Source organism: Streptomyces sp. NBC_00663 (assembly GCF_036226885.1).
Taxonomy (GTDB): domain Bacteria; phylum Actinomycetota; class Actinomycetes; order Streptomycetales; family Streptomycetaceae; genus Streptomyces.
Genome location: NZ_CP109027.1, coordinates 7,851,766 through 7,878,230 on the forward strand (window position 1 = coordinate 7,851,766; position 26,465 = coordinate 7,878,230).

At 71.2% G+C, this 26,465-nt stretch carries 26 protein-coding genes; 15 read left to right on the forward strand and 11 right to left on the reverse strand.

Annotation, left to right across the window (positions count from 1 at the left end; all coding sequences use genetic code 11):
- Positions 1 to 64 precede the first annotated feature (64 nt).
- Genes OG866_RS35590 through OG866_RS35615 form a run of 6 tightly spaced genes read left to right on the forward strand, consistent with a single transcriptional unit; the run spans position 65 to position 7,515 of the window.
- A complete protein-coding gene (locus OG866_RS35590) occupies positions 65 to 2,632 on the forward strand; it encodes a YfhO family protein (RefSeq protein ID WP_329341205.1) in 2,568 nt (855 codons plus the stop codon).
- Positions 2,633 to 2,677: 45 nt separating this feature from the next.
- Positions 2,678 to 3,706 carry an N-acetyl-gamma-glutamyl-phosphate reductase gene (argC, locus tag OG866_RS35595; protein ID WP_329341207.1) on the forward strand — a complete coding sequence of 343 codons (1,029 nt, stop codon included), beginning with the start codon at positions 2,678 to 2,680 and terminating at the stop codon, positions 3,704 to 3,706.
- A complete protein-coding gene (gene argJ, locus OG866_RS35600) occupies positions 3,703 to 4,854 on the forward strand; it encodes a bifunctional glutamate N-acetyltransferase/amino-acid acetyltransferase ArgJ (RefSeq protein ID WP_329341208.1) in 1,152 nt (383 codons plus the stop codon). Before argC ends, argJ begins: the two co-directional genes overlap by 4 nt.
- Positions 4,851 to 5,765 carry an acetylglutamate kinase gene (argB, locus tag OG866_RS35605; RefSeq protein ID WP_329341210.1) on the forward strand — a complete coding sequence of 305 codons (915 nt, stop codon included), beginning with the start codon at positions 4,851 to 4,853 and terminating at the stop codon, positions 5,763 to 5,765. The genes argJ and argB overlap by 4 nt, the downstream gene beginning before the upstream one ends.
- Positions 5,762 to 6,949, forward strand: a complete 1,188-nt coding sequence (locus tag OG866_RS35610) for an acetylornithine transaminase (protein WP_329341212.1) — start codon at positions 5,762 to 5,764, stop codon at positions 6,947 to 6,949. Before argB ends, OG866_RS35610 begins: the two co-directional genes overlap by 4 nt.
- Positions 6,950 to 6,969: 20 nt before the next feature.
- On the forward strand, positions 6,970 to 7,515 hold the full coding sequence (locus OG866_RS35615; protein ID WP_329341213.1) for an arginine repressor: 546 nt from the start codon (positions 6,970 to 6,972) through the stop codon (positions 7,513 to 7,515).
- A 90-nt stretch (positions 7,516 to 7,605) separates the two neighbouring features.
- On the opposite strand, the gene OG866_RS35620 is transcribed toward OG866_RS35615, so the two are convergent.
- From OG866_RS35620 to OG866_RS35640, 5 genes are all read right to left on the reverse strand, one after another.
- Positions 7,606 to 8,394, reverse strand: coding sequence for an FAD:protein FMN transferase (locus tag OG866_RS35620; protein ID WP_329344440.1), 789 nt, complete (start codon positions 8,392 to 8,394; stop codon positions 7,606 to 7,608).
- Between the two features lie 4 nt (positions 8,395 to 8,398).
- A complete protein-coding gene (locus OG866_RS35625) occupies positions 8,399 to 9,193 on the reverse strand; it encodes an FMN-binding protein (protein WP_329341214.1) in 795 nt (264 codons plus the stop codon).
- Positions 9,194 to 9,281: 88 nt separating this feature from the next.
- Positions 9,282 to 10,664, reverse strand: coding sequence for a ferredoxin reductase family protein (locus OG866_RS35630; RefSeq protein WP_329341216.1), 1,383 nt, complete (start codon positions 10,662 to 10,664; stop codon positions 9,282 to 9,284).
- Between the two features lie 75 nt (positions 10,665 to 10,739).
- Positions 10,740 to 11,174 (reverse strand): FMN-binding protein, encoded by a 435-nt coding sequence (locus tag OG866_RS35635; protein WP_329341219.1) that lies wholly within the window; start codon positions 11,172 to 11,174, stop codon positions 10,740 to 10,742.
- 19 nt (positions 11,175 to 11,193) lie between these two features.
- Entirely contained in the window at positions 11,194 to 12,546 is a 1,353-nt protein-coding gene (locus tag OG866_RS35640) for a ferredoxin reductase family protein (protein ID WP_329341220.1), read from the reverse strand.
- 160 nt (positions 12,547 to 12,706) lie between these two features.
- On the opposite strand from OG866_RS35640, the gene OG866_RS35645 reads away from it, so the two are divergent.
- Positions 12,707 to 13,447 carry a response regulator transcription factor gene (locus OG866_RS35645; RefSeq protein WP_329341222.1) on the forward strand — a complete coding sequence of 247 codons (741 nt, stop codon included), beginning with the start codon at positions 12,707 to 12,709 and terminating at the stop codon, positions 13,445 to 13,447.
- Complete coding sequence (locus OG866_RS35650) at positions 13,444 to 14,895, forward strand: sensor histidine kinase (RefSeq protein WP_329341223.1); 1,452 nt, start codon at positions 13,444 to 13,446, stop codon at positions 14,893 to 14,895. The genes OG866_RS35645 and OG866_RS35650 overlap by 4 nt, the downstream gene beginning before the upstream one ends.
- Here OG866_RS35650 and OG866_RS35655 read toward each other — a convergent pair.
- From OG866_RS35655 to OG866_RS35665, 3 genes are all read right to left on the reverse strand, one after another.
- Positions 14,882 to 15,586: a L,D-transpeptidase family protein gene (locus OG866_RS35655; RefSeq protein WP_329341224.1), complete on the reverse strand. Its 705-nt coding sequence runs from the start codon at positions 15,584 to 15,586 to the stop codon at positions 14,882 to 14,884. The genes OG866_RS35650 and OG866_RS35655 overlap by 14 nt on opposite strands.
- Before the next feature lie 3 nt (positions 15,587 to 15,589).
- On the reverse strand, positions 15,590 to 16,177 hold the full coding sequence (locus tag OG866_RS35660; protein WP_329341225.1) for a pyridoxamine 5'-phosphate oxidase family protein: 588 nt from the start codon (positions 16,175 to 16,177) through the stop codon (positions 15,590 to 15,592).
- A 121-nt stretch (positions 16,178 to 16,298) separates the two neighbouring features.
- Positions 16,299 to 17,180, reverse strand: a complete 882-nt coding sequence (locus tag OG866_RS35665; protein WP_329341226.1) for a hypothetical protein — start codon at positions 17,178 to 17,180, stop codon at positions 16,299 to 16,301.
- A 196-nt stretch (positions 17,181 to 17,376) separates the two neighbouring features.
- Between OG866_RS35665 and argH the strand changes: the two genes are divergently transcribed.
- The 4 genes from argH to OG866_RS35685 all read left to right on the forward strand — a co-directional run bounded on the left by argH (position 17,377) and on the right by OG866_RS35685 (position 22,182).
- Positions 17,377 to 18,807, forward strand: a complete 1,431-nt coding sequence (gene argH, locus OG866_RS35670) for an argininosuccinate lyase (RefSeq protein ID WP_329341227.1) — start codon at positions 17,377 to 17,379, stop codon at positions 18,805 to 18,807.
- 149 nt (positions 18,808 to 18,956) lie between these two features.
- Positions 18,957 to 19,928, forward strand: coding sequence for an aldo/keto reductase (locus OG866_RS35675; protein ID WP_329341228.1), 972 nt, complete (start codon positions 18,957 to 18,959; stop codon positions 19,926 to 19,928).
- An 89-nt stretch (positions 19,929 to 20,017) separates the two neighbouring features.
- A complete protein-coding gene (locus OG866_RS35680) occupies positions 20,018 to 20,659 on the forward strand; it encodes a TetR/AcrR family transcriptional regulator (RefSeq protein WP_329341229.1) in 642 nt (213 codons plus the stop codon).
- Positions 20,656 to 22,182 (forward strand): MFS transporter, encoded by a 1,527-nt coding sequence (locus tag OG866_RS35685; protein WP_329341231.1) that lies wholly within the window; start codon positions 20,656 to 20,658, stop codon positions 22,180 to 22,182. Before OG866_RS35680 ends, OG866_RS35685 begins: the two co-directional genes overlap by 4 nt.
- A 74-nt stretch (positions 22,183 to 22,256) precedes the next feature.
- On the opposite strand, the gene OG866_RS35690 is transcribed toward OG866_RS35685, so the two are convergent.
- Complete coding sequence (locus OG866_RS35690) at positions 22,257 to 22,931, reverse strand: lysophospholipid acyltransferase family protein (protein WP_329344442.1); 675 nt, start codon at positions 22,929 to 22,931, stop codon at positions 22,257 to 22,259.
- Positions 22,932 to 23,254: 323 nt separating this feature from the next.
- On the opposite strand from OG866_RS35690, the gene OG866_RS35695 reads away from it, so the two are divergent.
- The 3 genes from OG866_RS35695 (at position 23,255) to OG866_RS35705 (ending at position 25,569) form a co-directional block, all read left to right on the forward strand.
- Positions 23,255 to 24,445: a glycerophosphodiester phosphodiesterase gene (locus OG866_RS35695; RefSeq protein ID WP_329341233.1), complete on the forward strand. Its 1,191-nt coding sequence runs from the start codon at positions 23,255 to 23,257 to the stop codon at positions 24,443 to 24,445.
- A gap of 74 nt (positions 24,446 to 24,519) precedes the next feature.
- Complete coding sequence (locus tag OG866_RS35700) at positions 24,520 to 25,026, forward strand: RNA polymerase sigma factor (RefSeq protein ID WP_329344443.1); 507 nt, start codon at positions 24,520 to 24,522, stop codon at positions 25,024 to 25,026.
- Between the two features lie 45 nt (positions 25,027 to 25,071).
- Complete coding sequence (locus OG866_RS35705) at positions 25,072 to 25,569, forward strand: GNAT family N-acetyltransferase (protein WP_329341235.1); 498 nt, start codon at positions 25,072 to 25,074, stop codon at positions 25,567 to 25,569.
- 92 nt (positions 25,570 to 25,661) lie between these two features.
- On the opposite strand, the gene OG866_RS35710 is transcribed toward OG866_RS35705, so the two are convergent.
- A complete protein-coding gene (locus OG866_RS35710; RefSeq protein ID WP_329341237.1) occupies positions 25,662 to 26,105 on the reverse strand; it encodes a hypothetical protein in 444 nt (147 codons plus the stop codon).
- Entirely contained in the window at positions 26,086 to 26,445 is a 360-nt protein-coding gene (locus tag OG866_RS35715; RefSeq protein WP_329341238.1) for a hypothetical protein, read from the reverse strand. The genes OG866_RS35710 and OG866_RS35715 overlap by 20 nt, the downstream gene beginning before the upstream one ends.
- Between the last annotated feature and the right edge of the window lie 20 nt (positions 26,446 to 26,465).

The window sequence follows — 26,465 nt, forward strand, 5'->3', positions numbered from 1 at the left end:
GAATTGCTGCGAATGGACGCACGGGGATGAACCCCCGGACGGGGGGCCCGAATTGCACAGCGGTATGCCCAGACCTCGCCAGGCTGCGGCCGGGTTCGCGGCGCTGATCACCGTCGTCGTCTTCTGCGCCGCCGACGCCGTCGCCCGCAGCTTTCCCTTCGGGCCCCGCACCCGCACCGTCAACGACCTGGGCAACCAGTACGTGCCCTTCCACGCCCACCTGTGGGACCTGCTGCACGGCCGGGCCGACGGCGGGCTCCTGGTCAACTGGCAGTCCGGGTACGGCAGCAGCTTCCTGCCCGACCTCGGCACCTACCTCACCAGCCCCTTCGCCCCCCTCGTGGCGCTGTTCCCGCGGGACGAGATCGACCTCGCGGTGTACGTGATCACCGTGCTGAAGGTCGCGTGCGCCGCCGCAGCCATGGCCTGGCTGCTGCTCGCGCTGCGTCCCGGCCGCTGGTGGGCCGCGGGGCTCCTGGGGGCGTCGTACGCCCTGTGCGGGTGGACCGTGGCCGCGGCCGTCTACAACCTCATGTGGCTCGACGGCCTCATCGCCCTGCCGCTGCTGTGCCTGGTCGGCGAATGGATTCTGCAACGGCGTCGACCACTCCTCGGGGTGCTGGTCGTGACGGCTGCCTGGCTCGCCAACTTCTACACCGCGTACATGGCCACCCTCGCCGCCGCTCTCGTCCTGCTGCTGCGCCTCGCCCTCTCCGGCCTCCCGCCGCGTCGCAAGGCCGCGGTGGCGGGCCGCGCCGGACTGACCGTGGCGCTCGGGGTGGGCCTGGCCGCACCGGTCGTCTCGGTGATCTACTTCGGCACCACCCACGCCTCCCCGGGCAGGTTCACCGCGTTCAAGCCGGTGGGGACCGAGGACCTGCTGGCCAGGCTGCTGCCGACGACGTACAGCTTCGGCTCGCCGGCGCTCTACGTCGGCACCACCGCCCTGCTCCTCGCCCTCGCCCTGCCCTTCCACCGGGCGGCTCCCCGGCAGGTGCGCGCCGGGTGGACCCTGCTGGTGGCCGCGGTGACGCTGTCGATGCAGTGGGGCCCGACCCATCTGCTCTGGCACGCCTTCGCCGCCCCGCAGGGCAGCCCGTACCGGCAGGCCTTCGTGGTGTGCGCGCTGCTGGTGATGGCGGCCTGGCACTCGCTCTCGTACGGTGTGCCCGCCCCGCGCGCGCTGGGAGCGGCAGCCGGCCTGCTCGCCCTGCTCGTGGCCGTCGCGAGCCGGAGCGGGCTGGTGCACCAGATCGCCTGGCCGGTGCTGCTGCTCGCCGTCGCGGGCGCGGTGACCGGACTGGCGCTGCTGGGGCGGGCGACCGGGCAGGGCGAGTGGCGGCCCCTCCGCAAGGACGGGTGGCGGTCGCTCGGCGACCTCGGTACGGGCGCGCGCCGACGCCCCGCGCTGGTCGCGCTCGCCGCCGTACTGCTCCTCGCTACCCAGTTCGGCGAGACCGTCGCCACGTCGGCCGTGGCGTCCCGGCTGCGGCTCGCGCATCTGGACGACTACGCGCCCTGGGGCGAGCGGCAGCAGCGCCAGGCGGAGGCGGTCGCGGGGGCCGACGGCTGGCCGCACTACCGCACCGACCCCGGCCGTGAGCAGACCGTCGCCAACGACCCGATGCTCGTGGGCGGCCAGGGTGCCCAGTACTACAGCAGCCACACCTCCGACGTGCTCCTGCGCACCCTCACCGCGCTCGGCGGCGGCTGGACCTCGGGCGGGCGCAGTCTGCAAAGCCTGGACAACGCCGTCACGGACGCGATCTTCTCCGTCGGCGCCCGGGTGCACTCCCCGCCGGACCCGCACCAGAGCCGATACCCGGAGACGGGCGACCGGGTGACCGTCTCCCGGCAGGACGTACCGCCCCTGGTGACCGTACGACCCACGACCACTGCCCAGCCCGCCTTCGGGCCCTCGCCCTACCGCAACCAGGAACTGCTGCTGGGCGCCCGCGTCTACACCGTGCCCCGCGTCACCGTGAGCGCGGACACCGTCTCGGCCCGCTGCCCGGCGGGCAGTGAGGTGTATCTCTGGGCCCCGCGCTTCTGGGGCACGGCCACACTCACCGGTGCTCCGGGCCCGACCGGCCGCTTCCGGGCGGACGCGAACAGGCGCGCCGCCATGCAGCGCCTCGGTACGGTCCCGCCGTCCGGCCGGCTGACGATCGCACTGTCCGCGCACCGCCCCGGAGTGATCCCGGACGGCGCGGTCGGCTGCCTGGACACCGGCGCGCTGCGCGGCGTCGTCCAGCGGCTCAAGGCCACCGGCGCCACGAAGGTGACGGTCTCCGACGGCACGATCCGGGCGGAGCTCCCCGCCGGGAGCACCGGGACCGCGGTCCTGGCGGCCCCCAGGATCGCCGGCTGGCGCTGTGCGGCCGGCGACGCGGCGGCGGAACCCGCCGGCGACTACCACGGGCTGGTGTCCGTGCCCCTGGACGGCACGTCGGCCGACGTCACCTGTACGTTCCGTCCACCCGGTCTGCGGCTGGGGCTGACGGTCGGGGGAGCCGCGCTCTTGTCCCTGCTGCTGCTCGCCGCCCTCGGCGCCGTCCGGCGATCCCGTCCGACGATCACCGTCCGGGAACCGTCCGACGACCGCCGTCCGACGATCGCCAAGATTGCATAAACGTGCATCGCTGCGTATAGTCATGCCATCCAAGAGGAGGGTGACATGGCGGTACGTGCGGCAGTGGCCGGAGCGAGTGGTTATGCGGGCGGCGAGGTCCTGCGGCTGCTCCTGGCCCACCCCGAGGTCGAGATCGGTGCCCTGACCGGCAACTCCAACGCGGGCCAGAAGCTGGGCGCTTTGCAGCCGCACCTGCTGCCGCTGGCCGACCGAGTGCTCCAGGAGACCACCCCCGAGGTGCTCGCCGGGCATGACGTCGTGTTCCTCGCGCTGCCCCACGGCCAGTCCGCCGCGGTCGCCGAGCAGCTCGGCCCGGACGTCCTGGTCGTCGACATGGGCGCCGACTTCCGGCTCAAGGACGCCGCCGACTGGGAGAGGTTCTACGGCTCCCCGCACGCCGGGACCTGGCCCTACGGCCTGCCCGAACTTCCGGGTGCCCGTGCCGCGCTGGAGGGGTCCAAGCGCATCGCGGTGCCCGGTTGCTACCCGACCGCCGCCACGCTGGCCCTCTTCCCGGCGTACGCCGCCGGGATCGCCGAGGCCGAGGCCGTGATCGTCGCCGCCTCCGGCACCTCCGGCGCGGGCAAGGCACCCAAGGCGCATCTGCTGGGCAGTGAGGTCATGGGGTCCATGACGCCGTACGGCGTCGGCGGCGGCCACCGGCACACGCCCGAGATGATCCAGAACTTCAGCGGGGTCGCGGGGGAGCGGATCACCGTCTCCTTCACCCCGACCCTCGCGCCGATGCCCCGCGGCATCCTCGCCACGTGCAGCGCCAAGGCCCGTGACGGGGTCACCGCCGAGTCCGTCCGCGCCGCCTACGAGAAGGCCTACGCCGACGAGCCCTTCGTCCACCTGCTTCCCGAGGGACAGTGGCCCGCCACCGCGTCCGTCTACGGTTCCAACGCCGTTCAGGTGCAGGTCGCGTACGACGAGACCGCCGGCCGCATCATCGCGATCAGCGCCATCGACAACCTCACCAAGGGCACCGCGGGCGGTGCCGTACAGAGCATGAACATCGCCCTCGGTCTCGACGAGACCACCGGGCTTTCCACGATCGGAGTCGCACCGTGAGTGTCACGGCAGCCAAGGGATTCCGGGCTGCGGGCATCGCCGCCGGAATCAAGGAGAACGGCAACCCCGACCTGGCCCTCGTGGTCAACGACGGGCCCCGCCGCGCCGCCGCCGGTGTCTTCACCTCCAACCGTGTGAAGGCCGCCCCCGTCGTGTGGTCCGAACAGGTCCTCAAGGACGGGCAGTTGACGGCCGTCGTCCTCAACTCCGGAGGCGCCAACGCCTGTACCGGCCCCAAGGGCTTCCAGGACACCCACGCCACCGCCGAGAAGGCCGCCGACGCCCTCGGTATCGGCGCCATCGAGGTGGCCGTCGCCTCCACCGGCCTCATCGGCGTCCTGCTCCCGATGGACAAGCTGCTGCCGGGAGTCGAGACGGCCGCGGCCCAGCTCTCCGAGCACGGCGGCGAGAAGGCCGCCATCGCCATCAAGACCACCGACAGCGTCCACAAGACGTCCGTCGTGACGCGGGACGGCTGGACGGTCGGCGGCATGGCGAAGGGCGCGGGCATGCTCGCCCCCGGCCTCGCCACCATGCTGGTCGTCCTGACCACGGACGCGGACCTCCCGAGCGACGTGCTGGACAAGGCGCTTCGGGCCGCCACCCGCACCACCTTCGACCGCGTCGACTCCGACGGCTGCATGTCCACCAACGACACGGTCCTGCTGCTCGCGTCGGGTGCCGCCGAAGTCGCCCCGGCCCACGACGAGTTCGCCGAGGCCGTACGCCAGGTCTGCGACGACCTCGGTCAGCAGCTCATCCGGGACGCAGAGGGCGCCAGCAAGGACATCAAGGTCGAGGTGGTGGGCGCCGCGACCGAGGAGGACGCCGTCGAGGTGGGCCGCTCCATCGCCCGCAACAACCTCCTCAAGTGCGCCATCCACGGCGAGGACCCCAACTGGGGCCGCGTGCTCTCCGCGATCGGCACCACCAGGGCCGCCTTCGAGCCGGACCAGCTCAACGTCGCCATCAACGGCGTCTGGGTCTGCAAGAACGGCGGCGTCGGCGAGGACCGCGACAACGTCGACATGCGCTACCGCGAGGTGCACATCGTCGCCGACCTCGCCGCCGGCGCCGAGACCGCCACGATCTGGACCAACGACCTCACCGCCGACTACGTCCACGAGAACAGCGCGTACTCCTCATGAGCAACCCACCCGCGCGGAAGCACACCGCCCTCCCCAAGGCCCAGATCCTCATCGAGGCGCTGCCCTGGCTGGTCCGCCACAACGGCAGGACCGTCGTCATCAAGTTCGGCGGCAACGCCATGATCGACGAGGACCTCAAGGCCGCGTTCGCCCAGGACGTCGTCTTCCTGCACCACGCGGGCCTCAAGCCGGTCGTCGTGCACGGCGGCGGCCCGCAGATCAGCGCTGCCCTCGACCGGCACGGCATCGTCAGCGAGTTCAAGGCCGGCCTCCGCGTCACCACCGAGGACGCCATGGACGTCGTACGGATGGTGCTGGCCGGACAGGTCCAGCGCGAGCTGGTCGGGCTCCTCAATCAGCACGGGCCGCTGGCCGTGGGATTGACCGGCGAGGACGCGCACACCATCACCGCCACCAAGCACCAGCCCGAGATCGACGGCGAGTTGGTCGACATCGGGCGGGTGGGCGAGATCACCGCGATCGACACGGGCGCGATCGAGGCACTCCTCGCCGACGGCCGCATCCCGGTCGTCTCGTCGATCGCCCGTAGCCAGGACGACGGACATGTCTACAACGTCAATGCTGATACGGCGGCTGCGGCACTCGCTGCTGCGCTGGGCGCCGAAACCCTCATGGTCCTCACGGACGTCGAGGGCCTTTACGAGGACTGGCCGCACAGCGACGAGGTGATCAGCCGCCTCACCGCCTCCCAACTGGAGAAGCTGCTGCCGGAGTTGAGCTCCGGCATGGTTCCCAAGATGGAGGGCTGTCTGCACGCCGTGCGCAACGGCGTCACCACCGCCCGGGTCATCGACGGGCGGGTCCAGCACTCGATCCTGCTGGAGATCTTCACCGACGAAGGCATCGGCACGATGGTCGTGCCGGACGCGCAAGAGGGGGATGGGGAATGACCGACAATCAGGAGCTCACCCAGCGGTGGCAGGGCTCGCTCATGAACAACTACGGCACCCCGCGCCTCCCCCTCGTCCGCGGTGAGGGCCTCAAGGTCTGGGACAGCGCGGGCAAGCAGTACCAGGACTGGGTCGGCGGCATCGCCACCAACGCGCTCGGCCACGCCCACCCGGCGATCGTCGACGCCGTGAGCCGGCAGATCTCGTCCCTCGGCCACATCTCCAACTTCTTCATGGCCGAGCCGACGATTGCCCTCGCCGAACGCCTGCTCCAGCTCTTCGGCCGGGACGGCAGGGTCTTCTTCTGCAACTCCGGCGCCGAGGCCAACGAGGCCGCCTTCAAGATCGGCCGGCTGACCGGGCGCAGCCACATGGTCGCCACGCAGGGCGGCTTCCACGGCCGCACCATGGGCTCCCTCGCCCTCACCGGCCAGCCCGCCAAGCAGACCCCGTTCCTGCCGCTGCCGGGTGACGTCACGCATGTGCCCTACGGCGACGCGCAGGCGCTGGCCGCCGCGGTCACCGAGGACACCGCGTTCGTCGTCATCGAGCCCGTCCAGGGCGAGAACGGCGTCGTGGTCCCGCCCACCGGCTACCTCAAGGCGGCCAGGGCGATCACCGCGGCCAAGGGCGCGCTGCTCGTCCTCGACGAGGTGCAGACCGGCATCGGCCGGACCGGGAACTGGTTCGAGTACCAGGCCCACGAGGGCGTCCTGCCGGACGTCGTGACCCTCGCCAAGCAACTCGGCGGTGGACTGCCGCTCGGCGCGACCGTCGCCTTCGGGCGGGCCGCGGAGCTGCTCCAGCCGGGCCACCACGGCACGACCTTCGGCGGCAACCCGGTCGCCTGCGCCGCGGGACTCGCCGTGCTCGACACCATCGCCGGTGAGGGCCTGCTGGAGAACGTGAAGCGGCAGAGCGCGGCGCTCAGTGAGGGAATCGAGTCGCTGGGGCACCCGCTGGTCGACCACGTCCGGGGCTCCGGGCTGCTCCTGGGTATCGTGCTCACCGAGCCGCTCGCGCCCCAGGTGCAGCAGGCGGCTCAGGACGCCGGCTTCCTGGTGAACGCGCCCGCCCCCGATGTCGTACGGCTGATGCCGCCGCTGAACCTCGGCGACGACGAGGTGGCGGCGCTGCTCCAGGAGCTGCCCGGCATTCTTGACGCGGCCCACGGGGACGGATGATCCGGAGAAATGAGACGTCGATGAGCCAGGCGCAGGAGCATGAGCAGAACGGGGCGGGCGGGCCTGCGGTGCCGCAGACCCGCACGGCGCGGCACCGCCGGATCGTGGACATCCTCAACCGGCAACCGGTGCGGTCGCAGAGCCAGTTGGCGAAGCTGCTGTCCGACGACGGGCTGAGCGTCACACAGGCGACGCTCTCCCGGGACCTCGACGAGCTCAACGCGGTGAAGATCCGCAACAACGACGGTGACCTGATCTATGCGGTGCCCAGTGAGGGCGGGTTCCGTACGCCTCGGGCGCCGCTCGGGGAGTCCGCGAAGGAAGAGCGGATGCGGCGGTTGTCGCAGGAACTGCTGATCTCCGCGGAGGCTTCGGCGAACCTTGTCGTGTTGCGGACGCCGCCGGGTGCTGCGCAGTTCCTTGCCTCGGCCATTGATCAGGCTGAGCTGCATGACATTTTGGGGACCATTGCCGGTGACGACACGTTGTTGTTGATCAGTCGGGATCCGGTGGGTGGGCAGGCCCTGGCCGAGCATTTGTTGCGGTTGGCTCAGAACGGGCATTGAGCGTTGTCGGCTGCGGGGCGTGGGGGCTGGTCGCGCCCACGCCCCGCAGCCGCAAATCGATACAGCCCCGCGCCCCCTAGGGACGTCCACTTAGCCGAGTCTTGAAGCCAGGCCTCCCGTACATCTCACCTCGTCGCCCGCCGTGATCAGCAGTGCCTCCACGTCAGGTAGCGACTCCAGCCAGCGCAAGCCCTCCCGCGAACCCATCGCGAAGGCTGCGGTCGCCCAGCAGTCCGCCCAGGTCACGCTCGGGGTCACCACCGTCACCGCCACCAGGTCGGTGACCGCCGAGCGGCCCGTGCGCGGGTCGACTATGTGGGCGCCGCGTTCCGCCGTACCCGATGTCGCCACGGCCAGCTCGCTCGTGCCCGCCGCCGACACCACCGCCGCCAAGCCCCCCGGCCGCAACGGGTCCGCGACCCCCACCCGCCACGGCCGCTGCGGCCCCGGCGTTCCCAGCAGCTGGACATCCCCGCCGCCGTTGAGGCTGACCCCGGTCGCGCCCGCCCTGAGCAGGCGTCGGGCCGCGCGCTCCACCGCCCAGCCCTTGACGATGCCCGTCGGGTCGAGCCGGCCCTCGTAGTGGAGGCTGAACCAGCCGTCGCTCAACCGTTCGGCCTCCGCGCCCAGTTCCAGGACCTCAGCGACCTCGGGGTCGCACTCCGCCACCGTCAGTTCGTCGCGGGCCAGCCGGGAGATCTGGCTGTCCTCGCGGTACGTGCTGAAGACGGCGTCGACGCGGTGCAGGCCGGCGACCGCCTCCGCGAGTGCCGCCCTGACGGTGTCGGGGTCCCCGCCGCGGACGTCGAAGGAGAAGACGGTCCCCATGACCTCCTCCGCATGACGTACCGCGGCGGGAGCTTCTGCCGGCCCGGCCACGGTGTCAGCCACCGGCCTGGTCCAGCGCCGACTGGAGGGACTTCTTGTAGCCCGCGCTGGTGTAGGTGGCTCCGGACACCGAGTCGATGTCCGCGCTGCCGGCCGCGACCGCCGCCGCGTTGAGCTTCGGCACGGACAGCTCGGTCTTCTGGGTGCTCTGGCCCCCGCTCGGCGCCTGCACCGCCTCCGCCTTGGTGATCTTCCCGTTGCTGACGGTGATCCGGACCTGGACGGGGCCGTACTGCGTCTGCGCGACCGTGCCGGTGACGGTCTTGGAGGCGGCCCCCTGGGCGGGGGCGGACGCGCTCTGGGACGGCTGGGAGGGCTGGGACGGCTGCGCGGACTGCGGCGGCGCCGCGGCGTTCGCCTTGTCGATCGCCGACTGGAGGGACTTCTTGTAGCCCTCGCTCGTGTACGTCGCCCCCGACACCGTGTCGATGTCGGGGCTCTGCTGGGCGACCACCGCCGCGTTGAGCTTGGGCACCGCGAGGTTGGTCTTCTCGGTGCTGGTGCCGCCCTGCGGTGCCTTCACCGCCTCCGACTTGGTGATCTTGGTGCCGTCGACGGTGATACGGACCTGGACGGCGCCGTACTGGGTCTGCGTGGCGTCCCCGGTGAACGAGGTGGTCCCCGCCGCCTGCGCGCCGCCCTGCGCCGACTCCTGGGCGGCGGCGGGCGGGGCCGCGCCGGCCGCCGAGGCCGGGTCGGACGCCGGTTTCAACGACAGCAGCAGCACGATCCCGGAGACGGTGGCGGCGCCGGCCAGGACGACACGCCGGATCGGATGACTCTTCCTCATGGCTGAATGAACTCCTGAAGTCTGTTGCGGCCGGGCAGAGTTGGGGGCCGTGACGTCCGTGCGGGACCGTCGCTCGCGGTTCGAGCGCTCACATCTCGAACGACTCGTGGTGGATGCGGCGGGCGGGCACACCCGCGCCGCGCAGGGAGTCGTACACCGACTGCGCGAAGCCGGGCGGCCCGCACAGGAACACGTCGTGGTCGTCGATGTCCGGCAGCTTCTGCCGCAGCCGATCCGCCGAGATGTCGGGCCGCTCGCCGTCCGGACTGTTGACCGCGTACATCAGCCGGGCGCCCCGCTCGTCGGCGATGGCGGCCAGCTCGTCCCACAGCGCCAGGTCCTGGGTGCTGTTGGCCCGGTAGAGCAGGGTGATGTCGCCGGCCGCGCCGGGCAGCGTCTCGAACAGCGCCCGCATCGGCGTGATGCCGACGCCGCCCGCGACCAGCAGCACCTTGCCGCGGGTGCGGCGCTGGGCGGTCAGGGCGCCGTAAGGGCCCTCGGCCCACACGCGCGTGCCGGGGCGCAGCTCACGCAGCCGGGCGGTGTGGTCGCCGATCGCCTTGACGGTGATGCGCAGCATGTCCGGGCGGGGCGCCGCCGACAGCGAGTACGGGTGGGAGCTGAACCGCATGCCGGGTGCCATGAACCGCCAGCGGAAGAACTGCCCGGCCTCCGCGCCCATCCGGTGCAGCTTCTTCCCGCCGATCAGCACCGACACGATGCCCGGCGTCTCCTCGATGACCGCCTCGACGTACATCCGGTGGCGCAGGTTGAGGCGGAGCGGGGTGAGGATCCGGTACCAGACCACCAGCGCGGTGACGATGCCGTACAGCCCGTACCAGAAGGTCTTCGCGGTCGGCTGGACGGCGAACTCGTTGCCGGTGGTGATCTGGTGCCAGAACGTCAGGAACACCACGGCGTAGGTGAGCAGATGCACGTGGTACCAGGTGTCGTACGGCAGCCTGCGCCGGACGCCGCCGACCGACAGGAGGGCGATGACCACCAGCAGTCCGGTGCCGATGGCCGCCTTGCCCATGTCCGGCAGGGTCGTGACGATGTCCATGAACTGCTGCACGACATCGCCGAGCGTCTTGCCGGCCTGGAGCGCGTACGCCCAGGTGATCAGGAAGACGTGCGCGACGACCAGGCTCACCGTGTACCGGCCGCTCATCGCGTGCCAGCGGGCGACCCGGTCCGAGCCCACCCGCCGCTCCAGCGCCGGCACCCGGGCCATCTGGAGGACGACCAGCGCCATCAGATAGCCGGCGAGCAGACCGGTGATCCGGCCCGCGGCCAGGATCCTGGCGGTGTTGTCCGCGAGGGACGGGGTGTTGTCCCACCACAGCCACAGCACCGCCGCCGCGCCCGCCCACAGGGCGAGCAGCAGCGGGACGGCCGGGGAGCGGCGCGGGCGGATGCGGCGCATCGTCTGGCGGCGGGCGGCGCGGCCGCCTGCGAGCGTCGTGGTCACGGTTCCTCCGGGGACGGATCAAGGGGGGTGGCGTGGTCCCTTGGCCCTCAGGTACGTGTGGCGACGCCCGTGTGTTCAGCCGCTCATCGAGTCCAGTGCGGACTGAAGTGACTGGCGGTAACCGTCACTTGTGTACGTGGCCCCCGACACCGTGTCGATGTCCGCACTCTGCGCCTGGAGGGCCTCGGTGCGCAGGGTCGGTATGGCGTAGCTGTTGATCTGCTGGTCCCGTGGATTCTCCTGGGGGTAGACGACCGCGGTCACCTCGGTGAGCTTGCCGTTCGTGACGGTGATACGCACCTGGACCGGGCCCCAGCGGGTGTCCACGGAGTCGCCGGTCACGGTCTTCGTGCCGGTGACCTGGGCGCTGCCCGACGGCGCGGGGACGGCCAGCGCGGTCGCCGGAGCGGTGTGCGGCTTGAACGACAGCAGCAGCACCACCCCGGAGACCGTAGCGGCACTCGCCAGCACGATCCGGCGCAGGGGGCGGTTCTTCTTCAACGCGTGCATGGCAGCGGCCTTACAACTCTCAGAGTTCGAACGACTCGTGGTGGATACGGCGGTCCGGCACACCGGCGGTGCGCAGCGCCTCGTACAGCTCGCGGGCGAAGCCCTCCGGACCGCAGATGTAGACGTCCCGCTCGGCGATGTCCGGGAAGGCCGCGCGCAGGGCGGCGGCGGAGAGGTCCGGGCGCCTCCCGTCCGGCCCGTTGAGGGCGTAGCGCACCGCGGTGCCGCGGCGGCGGGCGATGGCCTCCAGTTCGCCGCCGAGGGCCAGGTCCTCGACCGTGCGGGCCCGGTAGAGGAAGGCGACATCGCCGGGCAGCGTCTCGAAGAGGGCGCGCAGCGGGGTGACGCCCACCCCGGCCCCGATCAGCAGCGAGCGGGACACGGTCCGCCGGTCCCCGGTCAGCGAGCCGTACGGCCCCTCCGCCCACACCCGGGTGCCGGGCCGCAGCAGCGCCACGGCCGCGCTGTGGCCGCCGAGCGCCTTGACGGTGATCCGCATGAGGTCCGGGCGCGGCGGCGCCGACAGCGAGTACGGCGTCGACGTCCAGCCCAGACCCTGGCCCAGGAACCGCCAGCGGAAGAACTGCCCGGCCCGCGCACCGAGCTCGTCCAGCCGCCGTCCGCGGACGACGACGGAGAACACGCCCGGCGCCTCCCGGTGCACCGACTCCACCCGCAGCCGGTGCCGCCGGTTCAGCCGCACCGGTGCGAGGACCCGGAACCACAGCACCAGGGCCGCCACCCCGAGGTACAGCACGTACCAGGCGGCCGTGGCCGCGGTGTGGCCGCTGAAGTCCTCGCCCAGCGTCAGCTGGTGGAAGAAGGCCAGGAACACGGCCGCGTACGTGAGCAGATGGACGTAGTACCAGAACTCGTAACTGAGGCGGCGGCGGGCGGCACGCGCCGAGGTGACGCCGACCGCGAAGAGGATCAGCGTGCCGAAGGCCGCCTTCAGCATGTCCGGGTAGTCCAGGACCACCGTCACCGTCTCGTGCCAGACCGAGGCCCGGTCCTGGGCGGCGTAGCCGAGCAGGATCAGCACGATGTGCGCGACCAGCAGGCAGACCGTGTAACGCCCGGCCATGGCATGCCAGCGCGCCACCCGGTCGGAGCCGATCCGCCGCTCCAGCAGCGGCACCCGGGCCATCAGCCCGACCAGCACCGCGCAGAGGTACCCGCACAGCAGCCCGGCGATCCGCCCGGCACCCGTCAGCCAGCCCGCAGCGCCGACCACCGTGCCGGTGTCCGCCCACCACAGGCCGACCACGGCCGCCGCCCCCGCCCACAGCACGGCGAGCACCGCGCCCGCGGGGGAGCGTGGAGCGGGTGGCGCCACGGCCGGTGCCGCCCGCCGTTCGTACACGGTGGTCATGTGTGCGCCCTTCTCCTGTCCGTCTCCTGCCAGGGACGTCACTGTGCCGCCGTAACTTCTCAGGACCCTCTGAAACGGCACCCCGCTCAGCCCACTCAGAGCAAACTCAGAGCATCCGACGGCGCCCGCGGCCCCCGCGAGGGGTGATCCTGGGAGGGCGATGAACACCACCCGCTCCGGCCGCCCGGCCCTCGCCCGACCCGACGGCACATCCCTGCGTGTCCTCGTCGTCGACGACGATCCCGATCTCGCCGAGGTGCTCTCCGGCGCCCTGCGCTACGAGGGCTGGGAGGTCCGCACGGCCGGCGACGGCGCCACGGCGGTGACCGCGGCCCGGGAACTGATGCCGGACGCGGTCGTGCTCGACGTGATGCTCCCGGACACCGACGGCTTCACCGTGCTGCGCTCCCTGCACACCGTGAAGCCCGATGTGTGCGTGCTGTTCCTGACCGCGCGGGACGCGGTCGAGGACCGCATCACCGGGATCACCGCGGGCGGCGACGACTACGTCACCAAGCCCTTCAGCCTGGAGGAGGTCGTCGCCCGGATCCGCGGCCTGCTGCGCCGCGCCGGCATGGCCCGCCAGATGGAGGAGGGACCGCGGCTGACCGTCGGCGACCTGGTCATGGACGAGGAGGCCCGCGAGGTGACCCGGGCGGGCGAGCTGATCGAGCTGTCCCCTACCGAGTTCGAGCTGCTGCGCTTCCTCATGCGCAACCCGCGCCGGGTGCTCAGCAAGACGCAGATCCTCGACCGGGTCTGGTCGTACGACTTCGGCGGCCGGGCCCATGTCGTCGAGCTGTACATCTCCTATCTGCGCAAGAAGGTGGACGCGGGGCGCGAGCCGATGATCCACACCGTGCGCGGGGCCGGGTATGTGCTCAAGCCGGTGGCCTCATGAAGGTGCCCCGGCCGCACACGATGCGCGCCCGGCTCACCCTCGGCCTGGTGGTGCTGCTGGCGGTGAGCTGCGCCGCGGTCGGCGTGGCCGCCGTCGTCGGACTGCGCGGCTTTCTCACCGGCCGCCTCGACGAGCAGCTGGCCGAGGCGGGGAACCGGTTCGCGGTGAGCCTGGAGCACAAGGGAGACCTTCCCGGCGCCTCCGGCGACCACGACAGTGACGATCGCGGCGACACCCGTCGCCAGGCCACCGGCACCTTCGGCGCCCGGCTGGTCGACGGCACGGTCACCCACGCCGCGGTCGTCCGTCCGAGCGGCACCAAGGACGTCACCCTGACCGAGCGCGACGAGAAACGGCTCGCGGCGCTCCCGGCCGACGGCAAGGGCCGCACCGTGGAGCTCTCCGCGCTGGACGACTACCGCGTGCTGGTGTCGAGCGGCCTCGACGGCGACACCCTGATCACCGGGCTGCCGATGGAGCCCGTGGAGGCCACGGTCCACCGCCTCGAACTGCTCGCCGGGATCGTCTTCGGCCTCGCCCTCACCGTCACCGGTGTGGCCGGCGCCCTCTGGGTGCGCTGGTCGCTGCGCCCGCTCAGCCGGGTCGCGGCGACCGCCACCCGGGTCAGCGAACTCCCACTGGCCAGCGGCGAGGTGGCGCTGCCGCCCCGGGCCCCGGTATCGGACCCCCGCAGTGAGATCGGCCGGGTCGCCGGCGCCTTCAACCGCATGCTGGGCCATGTCGAGGACGCCCTCACCAAACGGCACGCCAGCGAGGAGCGGCTGCGCAGCTTCGCGGCCGACGCCAGCCATGAACTGCGCACCCCGGTCGCGTCGGTGCGCGGCCACGCGGAACTGGCGTTGCTGCACCCCGGCCCGGTTCCGCCGGAGATCACCCGGGCCCTGGAACGCATCGCCGCCGAGTCGTCCCGCATGGGCGAGATGGTCGACGAGATGCTGCTGCTGGCCCGGCTGGACGCGGGCCGCCCCCTGGAGCGCCGCCCCGTCGACCTCACGATGCTGGTCCTCGACGCGGTCACCGACGCCCGGGCCGCGGGTCCTGGCCACCGCTGGACCCTGGAACTCCCCGAGGAGCCGGTGACGGTCACCGGCGACGCCCACCGCCTGCAACAGGTGGTGGCCAACCTGTTGGCCAACGCGCGTGGGCACACACCCGTCGGCACCGAGGTGACGGTCTCCCTGGAGACCGAGGACACGTCGGCCGTCCTCACGGTCCACGACGACGGCCCAGGTGTCCCTGAGGACATCCAGCCCGGCGTCTTCGAACGCTTCACCCGAGCCGACCGCCGCCGCACCGACGCCCCGGGTGGCGGCGCGGGCCTGGGCCTGTCGATCGTGGCCGCGGTGGCGGAGGCGCACGGCGGAGAAGTGAGCCTGCGGAGCACACCGGGCTCGACCACCTTCACCGTCCGGCTCAGTACCGGGTGATCGCCGTACTCCCGGCCGTCGTACCGATCGCGATGTGCGGCTCCCGGCCCGGGTCGGCCCACCGCAGGATCCGCCGCATCGCCTCACCGGACACCGACACACAACCCGCCGTCGCCCCGGCGCCGTTGACATGAAGGAAGATGCCGGCCCCCCGCCCGCGCACCGGCTTCGTGTAGTTGAACCCGATCACCATGGCGTACGCGTACTGCTTCTCGTAGGCGATCAGATGCTCGGACTCGGTGGCCCGGCAGTCCTTGGCGCGCGGCTCGCTCCAACGGTTGTAGACGCGCGAGTCGTTGTCCTGACACCACCAGGAACTCGCGCGCACCGGACGGTACTTGTACGAGGTCCCGCTCGGCGCGCCCTTGATGCCGAAGGCGTACGGCAGCTCGTACAGCCCCGCCGGTGTCGTGTTCGTCCCCTGCTTCCGCGAGGTGCCCTCCACGAGGCCGTTCGCCCCGAACCGCGCCGTCGCCGAACCGGCCTTCACCCACCGCCCGTTGCTGAGGTCCCACCAGGTGACCATGCCGGAGGTGGCGCTGCTCTTCGGGGCGACCGCGGTGATCAGCTGGCTGCCGCCCCCGGTGTCGGCCATGCGCGCGGGAAGCGGGAGTTGCCCGCCGTCGGGAGCGGCGCCGAGCACGAGGAGGGACGCGGACACGAGAGCCGTGGCGACGGCGGGGGAGCCCATGGCTCAGACGGTAGAGGGCGGCAGCGGCAACGGCAGCCCGGGTAGGCCATCCAGGCTCGTCGCGATGTGCTCCTTCTTGGCGAAGTAGGCGCTCAGGGAGTCGTCGTCCTCGCGCGCGAAGCGCCGGGCGTGCAGATCGCGGTCCTCGTCGTACGTCATGAAGGGCACCGCGTAGCCGCAGGAGTCGCGGATCTGCCGGGCCGTCACGACGATGATCGCCCGCAGACCGTGCAGGCTCGGGTCGATGTCCGGGAAGTGCGTGAGCAGTTCCTTGAAGCGGGGGTCGTCGCGCAGCACCGCCTCGCCCTCGCCGTGCACCCGGACGATGTTGGGCGGGCCCTGGAAGGCACACCACATGAGCGTGATCCGGCCGTTCTCCCGCAGATGGGCGACCGTCTCCGCGGTGGAGCCGGCGAAGTCCAGGTAGGCGACGGTGAGTTCGTCGAGGACCGCGAAGGATCCCTTGAGCCCCTTGGGGGAGAGGTTGACCGTGCCGTCGCCGGAGAGGGGGGCGGTCGCGGTGAAGAAGAGGGGCTGCGCCTCGATGAAAGTGCGCAGCCGGCCGTCTATACGCTCGTAAGTCTTTCCCATGTCTAACGATTATGGGTGCAGGTATTTCGCCTGTCTAATGAATTGGCCCGCCGCTTCCCAGGCCCCCGCCGTGGCCGCCCCGGCCGGCGCATCACTCGGGGCGGCCACAGCACCTGTCACGTCACTGGGTGAGCGTGCAGGTGGCCAGGGAACCGAGGCCCTGGGGCTTCTCGGCGGTGCGGCCGATGGAGATGGCGATGCGGTCGATCGTGGACGTCCGCTTGTCCGCCAGCGGGCCGAGGATGGCGTTCTGGACGAAGTTGGGTCCGCCCTGGCCGACCGTGTTGACCAGGCGCGTGTTCGCCTCGTCGATCTGGGTCTGGAGCAGCGCGAGGTTGCGGTCGACCTCGGCCTGCGCGGAGGCCGGGACGGCGGGGAGCTGGGAGGCGACGTCCGGGCAGGTGATGGTGCCGACGCCGGCGTTGTCCGCGTCGCCCGTGTCCTCGCCCGCGTTGCCGGTGTCCTGTCCGGCGTCCTGGCCCGTGTCCCCGGCGGCCTCCGAGGCGGGGGCGCTCGGCGTGGCCTCGGCCTCCTCGCCGGTGTCCGCGGCGCCGTCGGCGTTGAGGGTGCAGGGCGCGAGCGCGTCGAGACCCTGGGGCTTCTCCGCCGTACGGCCGATCGCGGTGGCCATGCGGTTGACGGTCGCGATCCGCTTGTCCTCCAGCGGGCCCAGAATGGCGTTCTGGACGAAGTTGGGTCCGCCCTGGCCGACGGTGTCGGCGAGACGCTTGTTGGCCTCGTCGATCTGGGTCTGGAGGAGGGTGAGGTTGCGGTCGATCTCGGCCTGCGCGCTCGCCGGGATGTCCGGGAGCTGGGAGGCGACGTCCGGGCAGGTGATGGTGCCGGGGCTCGCGAGGGTGCGGGCGGTGTCGTTGCCGCTGCTCTTGGAGCTCTCCCCGGCGAGGGCGGAACCGGCGATCACCGCACCGGTCAGCACCAGTGCGGTAGCGCTGCCGATGAGGGCGACGCGGCGCTTGTTGTACTTCGGAAGGGCCCTGGACATGCGGATGCCTCACAAGGGTCGGGAGTGTCGTGGTGTTCGTCGTGTGTACAAACGCGGCGCCTGCGTTCGGGGGGAGGTACGAGCAAGCGGTTTCCCATGTTCAAAGGGAACCTCAAAAACACGTCAGATTGACGAATCATGCAGAGGTCTGCATACTCATGCATAACCTTGAATGCGGCGATGAGGAGCAACGCAAGTGAGCAGCAACAGCGGTGACGTCCGGCTCTGGGGCGGCCGTTTCGCCGACGGTCCCGCCGAGGCCCTGGCCAAGCTGTCCGCGTCCGTGCACTTCGACTGGCGGCTGGCTCCCTACGACATCGCCGGTTCGCGTGCCCACGCGCGCGTGCTGCACAAGGCGGGGCTCCTCACCGAGGACGAGCTTCAGCGCATGATCGCCGGGCTCGACCAGCTGGAGGCCGACGTCGTCGCCGGCTCCTTCGTCGGCACCATCGCCGACGAGGACGTCCACACCGCCCTGGAGCGCGGCCTCCTGGAGCGCCTCGGCCCCGACCTCGGCGGCAAGCTCCGCGCCGGCCGCTCCCGCAACGACCAGGTGGCGACCCTCTTCCGGATGTACCTGCGGGACCACGCCCGGATCATCGGCGGCCTCATCGCCGACCTCCAGGACGCCCTGATCGGCCTCGCCGAGGCCCACGCGGACGTGGCGATGCCCGGCCGCACCCACCTCCAGCACGCCCAGCCGGTGCTCTTCGCCCACCACGTCCTGGCCCATGCCCAGGCCCTCTCCCGGGACGCGGAGCGGCTGCGCCAGTGGGACGCCCGCACGGCCGTGTCGCCCTACGGTGCCGGCGCCCTGGCCGGCTCCTCCCTCGGCCTGGACCCGGAGGCGGTGGCGAGGGACCTCGGCTTCGAGCACGGCAGCGTCGGCAACTCCATCGACGGCACGGCCTCGCGTGACTTCGTCGCGGAGTTCGCCTTCATCACCGCGATGATCGGTGTGAACCTCTCCCGGATCGCCGAGGAGATCATCATCTGGAACACGAAGGAGTTCTCCTTCGTGACCCTGCACGACGCGTTCTCCACTGGCTCGTCGATCATGCCGCAGAAGAAGAACCCCGACATCGCGGAGCTGGCGCGCGGCAAGTCGGGCCGCCTGATCGGCAACCTGACGGGTCTGATGGCGACGCTGAAGGCGCTCCCCCTCGCCTACAACCGCGACCTCCAGGAGGACAAGGAGCCGGTCTTCGACTCCTGCGACCAGCTGGAGGTCCTCCTCCCCGCCTTCACCGGCATGATGGCCACCCTCACCGTCAACCGCGAGCGCATGGAGGAGCTGGCCCCGGCCGGCTTCTCCCTCGCCACCGACATCGCCGAGTGGCTGGTCAAGCAGGGCGTCCCCTTCCGTGTCGCCCACGAGGTCGCCGGCGAGTGCGTCAAGGCCGCCGAGGCCGAGGGCAAGGAGCTCGACGAACTGACGGATGACCAGTTCGCGAAGATCTCCACCCACCTCACCCCGGAGGTCCGCAAGGTCCTCAACGTCAAGGGCGCGTTGGCGTCCCGCAACGGCCGCGGCGGCACGGCCCCGAGCGCGGTGGCGATCCAGCTGGCGGAGGTGAAGGAGAACGTGGAGGTCCAGCACGCCTGGGCCACTGCGAAGAAGCGTTAGGGGCAGCGCCGCCAGGGGCGCGGGGAACGGCGCGAGCAACCACGAATCACCCGCACCCGCACAACGCACCGCACCACCCGAGCTCTGAAGCGAAGGTCATCGCGGGTTAAGTTGGTGAACAGCCTTGAGCCGACCCAACGGAGCCCGCGATGCCCTTCGCCCGCCTGGCCACAGCGACCACCCCCACCTGCCACATCGGACTGGGCCTCGCAGCCGTCGGCCGCCCCGGCTACATCAACCTCGGTCGCGGCGAAGACCTCGGCGACGATCGCAGCGTCGAATCGCTGCGCACCCGCACCCACGAACTCCTCGACGCCGCCTACGCCCAGGGCGTCCGCTACTTCGACGCGGCCCGCTCCTACGGCCGTTCCGAGGAGTTCCTCGCGGACTGGCTCAACGCCGACCCCGGCCGGAACGACGTGGTCATCGGCAGCAAGTGGGGCTACACCTACACCGCCGCCTGGACCACCGACGCCGAGAAGCACGAGGTCAAGGACCACGGCCTCGACACCTACGAACGCCAGCGCCGCGAAACCGCCGAGCTCCTCGGCGACCACCTGGACCTCTATCAAATCCACTCGGTGACCCCGGACAGCCCGGCCCTCACCGACAAGGAACTGCACGGCAAGCTCGCCGAGGCCGCCGCCGACGGCATCAGCATCGGCTTCTCCACCAGCGGCCCCGCCCAGGCGGACGCCATCCGCGCCGCCCTGGAGGTGACGGTCGACGGCGAGCCCCTCTTCCGCACCGTCCAGTCGACGTACAACGCCCTGGAGACCTCCGCCGCGCCCGCCCTCGCCGAGGCCCACGACGCCGGTCTCACGGTGATCGTCAAGGAGGGCATGGCCAACGGCAGGCTCGCGGCCCCGCACGCGCCGGACACCCTGAAGGCCGTGGCCGAGGAGACGTCTCTCGGCTGTGACGCGGTCGCCCTCGCCCTGGTCCTGCGCCAGCCGTGGGCCGGTGTCGTCCTGTCCGGAGCGGCGACCACCACCCAGCTGGCCTCCAACCTGCACGCGGCCGTCGTGGACCTGGACGAGGACCAGCTCGCGCGGCTCGCCGCGCTGGCGGAGGAGCCGCGGGCGTACTGGGAGAAGCGCGGCAGCCTGCCCTGGCACTGAGCCGGCAGAACCCCTGCTCAGCACCTCACGCATGAGACGTCCATGCCTTTAATGAGACGCTGATGTCTCATATGGGCTATGGTTGTCTCATGGCTGTCGACCGAGCTCATGTGCTGCGCAGTGCCGCGGCCCTGCTGACCCGCAAATCCACCGCGACCATGGACGAGGTCGCCAAGGGTGCGGGGATCAGCAGGGCCACCCTGCACCGGCACTTCGCCGGGCGCGACGCGCTCGTCCGCGCTCTGGAGGCACTCGGCATCGAGGAGTGCGAGGCCGCGCTGGACGCGGCCCGGCTCGACGAGGGCCCGGCGCGGGACGCCGTACACCGCCTCGTCCGAGAGATCGAACCGGCCGCCGCCCTGCTCGCCTTCCTCTACACCGAGAACCAGCTGTTCGAGGGGGAGGAGCAGAACCCCGGCTGGACCCGCATCGACGAGCGCATCGCGGCCCTGTTCCGACGCGGTCAGGACGTCGGAGAGTTCCGCATCGACCTGACCCCGGCCTGGCTCACCGAGGCGCTGTACGGCCTGCTGGCCTCCGGCGCCTGGGCGGTGATGGAGGGCCGCGTGGCGGCGAAGGACTTCACGTACATGATCGCCGAGCTGCTGCTCGGCGGCGCACTGAGGCATCACGCGGAACCGCACCCCACAGAACCGCTCCCCACAGAACCGCGTCGCGCAGAACCGCTCCCCACAGAACCGCATCGCGCAGAACCGAGAGAGGAATCATGACCAGCACCTTGCGGCCGGCGACCACGATCGAGGCGGTGACCAAGCGTCCGGGCCGTTGGCTCGCGCTGTCCGTCCTCGTGCTCGCCGTGCTGCTGGTGGCCGTCGACGCGACCGTCCTCGGTCTCGCGACCCCCTACATCAGCGAGGACCTGAATCCCACCGGCTCCCAGCTCCTCTGGATCGGCGACGTCTACTCCTTCGTCATCGCCGGTCTGCTCGTCACCATGGGCAGCCTCGGTGACCGTATCGGCCGCAAGAGGATCCTGCTCGTCGGAGCCACGGCGTTCGGGGCGATATCGGTCCTCAACGCCTATGCCACGACACCGGAGTTGATGATCCTGGCCCGCGCCCTTCTGGGCGTCGCGGGCGCGACCCTCATGCCGGCGACCCTCGCCCTGATCCGCAACCTCTTCCATGACCCGCGGGAACGCAGTCTCGCCGTGGGCATCTGGGGCGCGACGGCCTCCGCGGGCACCGCGATCGGCCCCATCGCCGGTGGCTTCCTGCTCGAACACTTCTGGTGGGGCTCGGTCTTCCTGATCAACCTGCCCGTGATGGCGGTCCTGGTCCTCGTCGGCATCAAGCTGCTGCCGGAGTCCAAGAACCCGAACCCGGGCCCGTGGGACCTGACCAGTGTCACCCTGTCCCTGGTGGGCGTGATCGCGGTGGTGTACGCCGTCAAGGAGACGGCCTCACACGGTTTCGGCTGGGAGATCCTCGGCATCGGCGCCCTCGGCGCGGGGGCCCTGTACTGGTTCGTCCACCGCCAACTGACCCTGCCGACACCCCTGTTGGACATGCGGCTGTTCCGCAACCGTGGCTTCAGCGCGGCGGTCCTCGCCGACCTGCTGACCATCCTCGGCCTGTCCGGCCTGGTCTTCTTCCTCTCCCAGTACTTGCAACTCGTCCAGGGGCGACGCCCGTTGGAGGCGGGCCTCGCCGAACTCCCCGCGGCTGTGGGCGCGGTGGCGGCCGGCCTGATCGCGGGCTGGGCGGCCCGCCGCTGGTCGGTCCGCGCGGTGGTCTCCGGCGGCCTGGCTGCGGTCGGCGTGGCACTGGCCTCGCTGACCGTCATCGACCAGTCCACCGGCTACCCGTTGCTGGGCGCGGCCCTCCTGGTCGTGGGCATAGGCGCCGGCTTCTCCTTCACCGTCACCGCCGACGTCATCCTGTCCGGCGTCCCCAAGGAACAGGCGGGCTCGGCGTCCGCGGTCTCGGAAACGGCGTACGAGCTGGGCGCGGCCCTGGGTATCGCCGTACTGGGCTCGATCGTGACGGGCGTGTACCGGGGCTTCACGGCCCCGGCGGGGACACCCGAGGGCGCCCACGAGTCGCTGGGGGCAGCCGTGGAGTCAGCGGCAGGAATGCCGACGCGGCAGGCGCAGGCGCTGCTCACGTCGGCGAGGGAATCCTTCGTGGACGGCCTGACGATCGCGGCGGGAGCAGGAGCAGCGGTCCTGCTCGCTACGGCATGCGCAGCATGGTTCCTGCTGAGAAACCAACGGTTGGACGGCCGACCTTAAGGGGCGCGGGGCTGTGTCGATGTGCGGCTCCGCCGCGTGGGCGCGACCAGCCCCCACCGGCCGTCGGCCGAAAACTACGCCGCTTCCTTGGCCTTCGTCGCATACATGTCCACGTACTCCTGCCCCGACAACCGCATGACCTCGGTCATCACGGAATCCGTCACGGCCCGCAGCACATACCGATCCCGGTCCATCCCGTCGTACCGCGAGAACTCCATGGCCTCACCGAACCGAACGGTCACCTTGGCCGGCCGCGGCATCCCCGCCCCGCCCGGCTGGATCCGATCCGTGCCGATCATGGCGAAGGGAACCACCGGCGCCCCCGTCATCAGGGTCAGCCGCGCGATGCCGGTGCGCCCCCGGTACAGCCGCCCGTCGGGGGAGCGGGTGCCCTCGGGGTAGATGCCGAAGACCTTGCCCTCCTCCAGCACCCGGCGTCCGGTCATCAGTGCCGCGACCCCGCCCCGGCCGCCGTCCCGGTCGACCGGGATCATGCCGGTGCCGGTGAAGAACCAGGCCATCAGCCGGCCCTTCAGCCCCTTGCCGGTGACGTACTCGTCCTTGCCGATGAAGAACACCTGCCGGTCGCAGACGAGCGGAAGGATCATCGAGTCGATGAAGGTGACGTGGTTGCCGGCCAGGATGACCGGGCCGTCCCCCGGGATGTGCTCGGCGCCTTCCACCCGTGGGCGGAACATCAGGCGCATGATCGGTCCGAGCACTGCCTTGATGAGCGCGAAGCGGGACAACGGGCCCTCCGGTGTCAAGGGAATCGGTCTAAGTCTGTGCAGGTGAGGACGATACTCGCGGCCCGGGGGGTCTTGCACATCGGGTTCACCGAGGTCTTACGCAGTGTTGACGCGGGTTTACCTGCGGCGGCGTGCCGAATACCGGTCGTAACCTGGCGGCCATGATGTGACGGACATCGCGCCCGAGGCCTGATGGCCCGTCAACTCCTGCCTCACGGACGACATCCCGCGTCACCCGCGTGTTCCGCCGCAGGTCTCCCCGCGGTCATGTACACGCACCTACGATCGGCCCGCAGTGACGAGCCGACGCAAGGAGGGCGCTCATGGGATCGCAGGATTCTCAGGCCGTGGACGGGCAGACGGGTGTAACCGGACGGCGGGCGCTGCTCGGCGCGGCCGTGCTCGGTGCCGGGGGAGCGGTCCTCGGCCTGTCCGGCACGGCGAGAGCCGCCGAGGCCGCCGGAGCCACCGAGGCGCGGCACGGCGGCGGGCTGAGAAGCCTGCCCGTGCCGACGATCATCGGCCACCGGGGCGCCAGCGGCTACCGGCCGGAGCACACGTTCGGGTCGTACCAGCTCGCCCTCGACCTGGGCGCGCATGTCGTCGAGGCCGGCGACCTGGTGCCCACCAAGGACGGTCATCTGGTCTGCCGCCATGAGCCGGAGATCGGCGGGACGACGGACGTCGCGGACCACAAGGAGTTCGCCGACCGCAGGACGACCAAGGTCCTGGACGGTGTCTCCGTCACCGGCTGGTTCACCGAGGACTTCACGCTCGCCGAGCTGAAGACCCTTCGCGCGATCGAGCGCATCCCGGCCAACCGTCCGCACAACACCCTCTACAACGGCCGCTGGGAGATCCCCACCTTCGAAGAGGTCCTGAAGTGGCAGGACGAGCAGACCCGCAAGCGCGGCCGGCAGGTGTGGATCTACCCGGAGACCAAGCACCCCACCTACTTCCGCAAGCTGGGCCTGGGCCTTGAGGAGCGGGTCGCGAAGCTGCTGCGCAAGCACGGCAAGGACGGCCGCAACGCGCCGGTCATCCTCCAGTCCTTCGAGCCGACCAGCATCCAGCGCCTGAACCGCCTGGTCGACAACCCGCTGGTCGTCCTGCTCTCCTCCGCCACCAGCCGCCCCTGGGACTTCGTCGAGGCGGGCGACCCGCGCACGGTCGCCGACCTGATCACGCCGGCCGGGCTGCGGGAGATCGCCGGGTACGCCCAGGGCATCGGCCCCACCCTCGACCTGGTCATCCCGAAGGACGCGAACGGCGACCTCACCACGCCGACCACCCTGGTCGCCGACGCACACAAGGTGGGCCTGATCCTCCACCCCTACACCATGCGCAACGAGAACCCGTTCCTGCCGACCAGCTTCCGCGAGGGCACCGACGCCGACGCCTACGGCGATGTCTTCGGCGCCTACAAGACGTACTTCGCCACCGGTATCGACGGTGTCTTCACCGACAACCCGGACACCGGCCTGCTGGCCCGCGAGGACTTCGTCAACCAGTGATCGCCCGGCCCCGATTGGGGTGACAACCGGCCGTCCGGGCAACCCGCCGCCCGGACGGCCGCGTCGTGAGCCATATGACGCCCGACCTGCTCACCACTCTGCGCCCGCTGCTCGCCGCCGAGGCCTCCGCGGAGGCGCACGCCTCCGGCGCCGAACCCGGCGATCTGGAACAGGCGGTCTGGCTCCGCCTCCTGGAGCGCCTCGACACCGACGGACCGCCCGTGGACCCGCCGGGCTGGCTCCGCCGGGCGGTCCGCTCCGAGGCACGCCGCTCCCGTCGTACGACGCGACTCGAACGGCCGTATGAGACGGAACCCGCGGACGAGGCCGGCCGCAGCCCCGAGGACCATGCCCTGGCCGCCGCCCGCGGCCGGGCCCTGCGGGACGCCGTCCGCCGATTGCCGGGCCGCTGCCCCCGGCTGCTGGAGGCGCTGCTGTCCCCGATGGACCTCACCTACCGGGAAATCGCGGGGGAGTTGGGTATCTCACAGGGCAGTCTCGGTCCGGAACGTTCCAGATGCCTGGGATGTCTGCGTCGTTTGCTCACACCGGAGGTTGCGGCCCGCGGAGCGCGGGGATAGGAGTGAGGGACGACAGGCGATCAGGTGAGCGGGAGGCGTGCGCACATGGGCATGAGCGTGACCATCTCTGCGGCGACCGTGCAGGACGCGGAGCAGATCTTCAGGTTGCAGTACCTGTGCTTCCAGAGCGAGGCGGCGCTGTACGGCAACTACCGCATCGATCCGCTCGTCCAGAGCCTGGACTCGGTCCGTGAGGAGGTCGCCTCGGACTGCGTCTTCGTGGCCCGGCTCGGCGAGGAGGTCGTCGGCTCGGTCCGCGGCCATGTCACCGAGGACGGCTCGGCCGCCATCGGCAAGCTCTGCGTCCACCCCCGCCTCCAGGGCCACGGCATCGGCGCCCGGCTGCTGCGGGCGGCGGAGTCGGCCCTGGCCGAGGAGCGCGGCGCCACCCGGTTCCGCCTGTTCACCGGCCACCGCAGCGAGGGCAACCTGCGCCTGTACCGCAAGGTGGGCTACGAGGCGGTGGGCACGTCCAAGGGTGCCGACGGAGTCCCCATGATCGTCCTGGAGAAGCCGGCGGGGACGTACGCAGCAACGGCATAGCGAGGGCCTTCAGGGGCGCGGGGCTGTATCGATGTGCGCTCCGCCGCGTGGGCGCGACCAGCCACGGACGCAGCCGCAGCCGCCTGACGACCTCAGGCGGCATCCCCCTGCCGCGTGGTCCTCCGCAGCCAGTACAGAGCGGAAATCGGCAGCAGCACGGGAATGAAGACGTACCCCATGCCGAAGTCCGACCACACGGTGGCGTCCGGGAAGGCGGACGGCTCCACCAGCGTCCACGTACCGACGATCAGTACGCCCGCCAGTTCCGCCGCGCAGCAGACACGCGCCGCCTTGCGGGCCGTCTCGCCGCCGCGCACCAGCGAGTACGTGATGAACCCGTAGACCAGCCCCGCCACGGCGGACAGTGAGTAGGCCAGTGGCGCGCGGTCGAACTCGGTGGCGATCTGGTACGCCGAGCGCGACACCGCGCCGACCACCATCACCCCGTACAGCCAGACCAGCAGCATCCCCGGCCCACTGATCAGCCGCGCCGGCTTCTCCTCGGTCGCCGTCACGTCAGCCTCCCCAGATGTCATAGAGCCGCACCTCCAGGACGGCCAGCACCACACCGCCCGCGGCCGCCGTCACCGAGCCCCACTTCGAGCGCTCGGTCAGCGACATGAGCCCCGCCGCCGGCACGCACGCGAACGCGCCCACCAGATACGCCACGAAGATCGTCGTCCCCTGCTCCGGCTTCTCGCCCCGGGCCAGCTGCACGATCCCCACGACCAGCTGGATCAGCGCCAGCAGCGACACCACGGCCATCCCGATGAAGTGCCAGTCCTTCGTCGGCTGATCACGGTAGGCGGCCCAGCCGCACCAGGCGGCGAGCAGCAGCGCGGCGACGCCGGTCACGAGCGTCAGGGCATCAAGCATGGGGCGACCTTATTACGGAG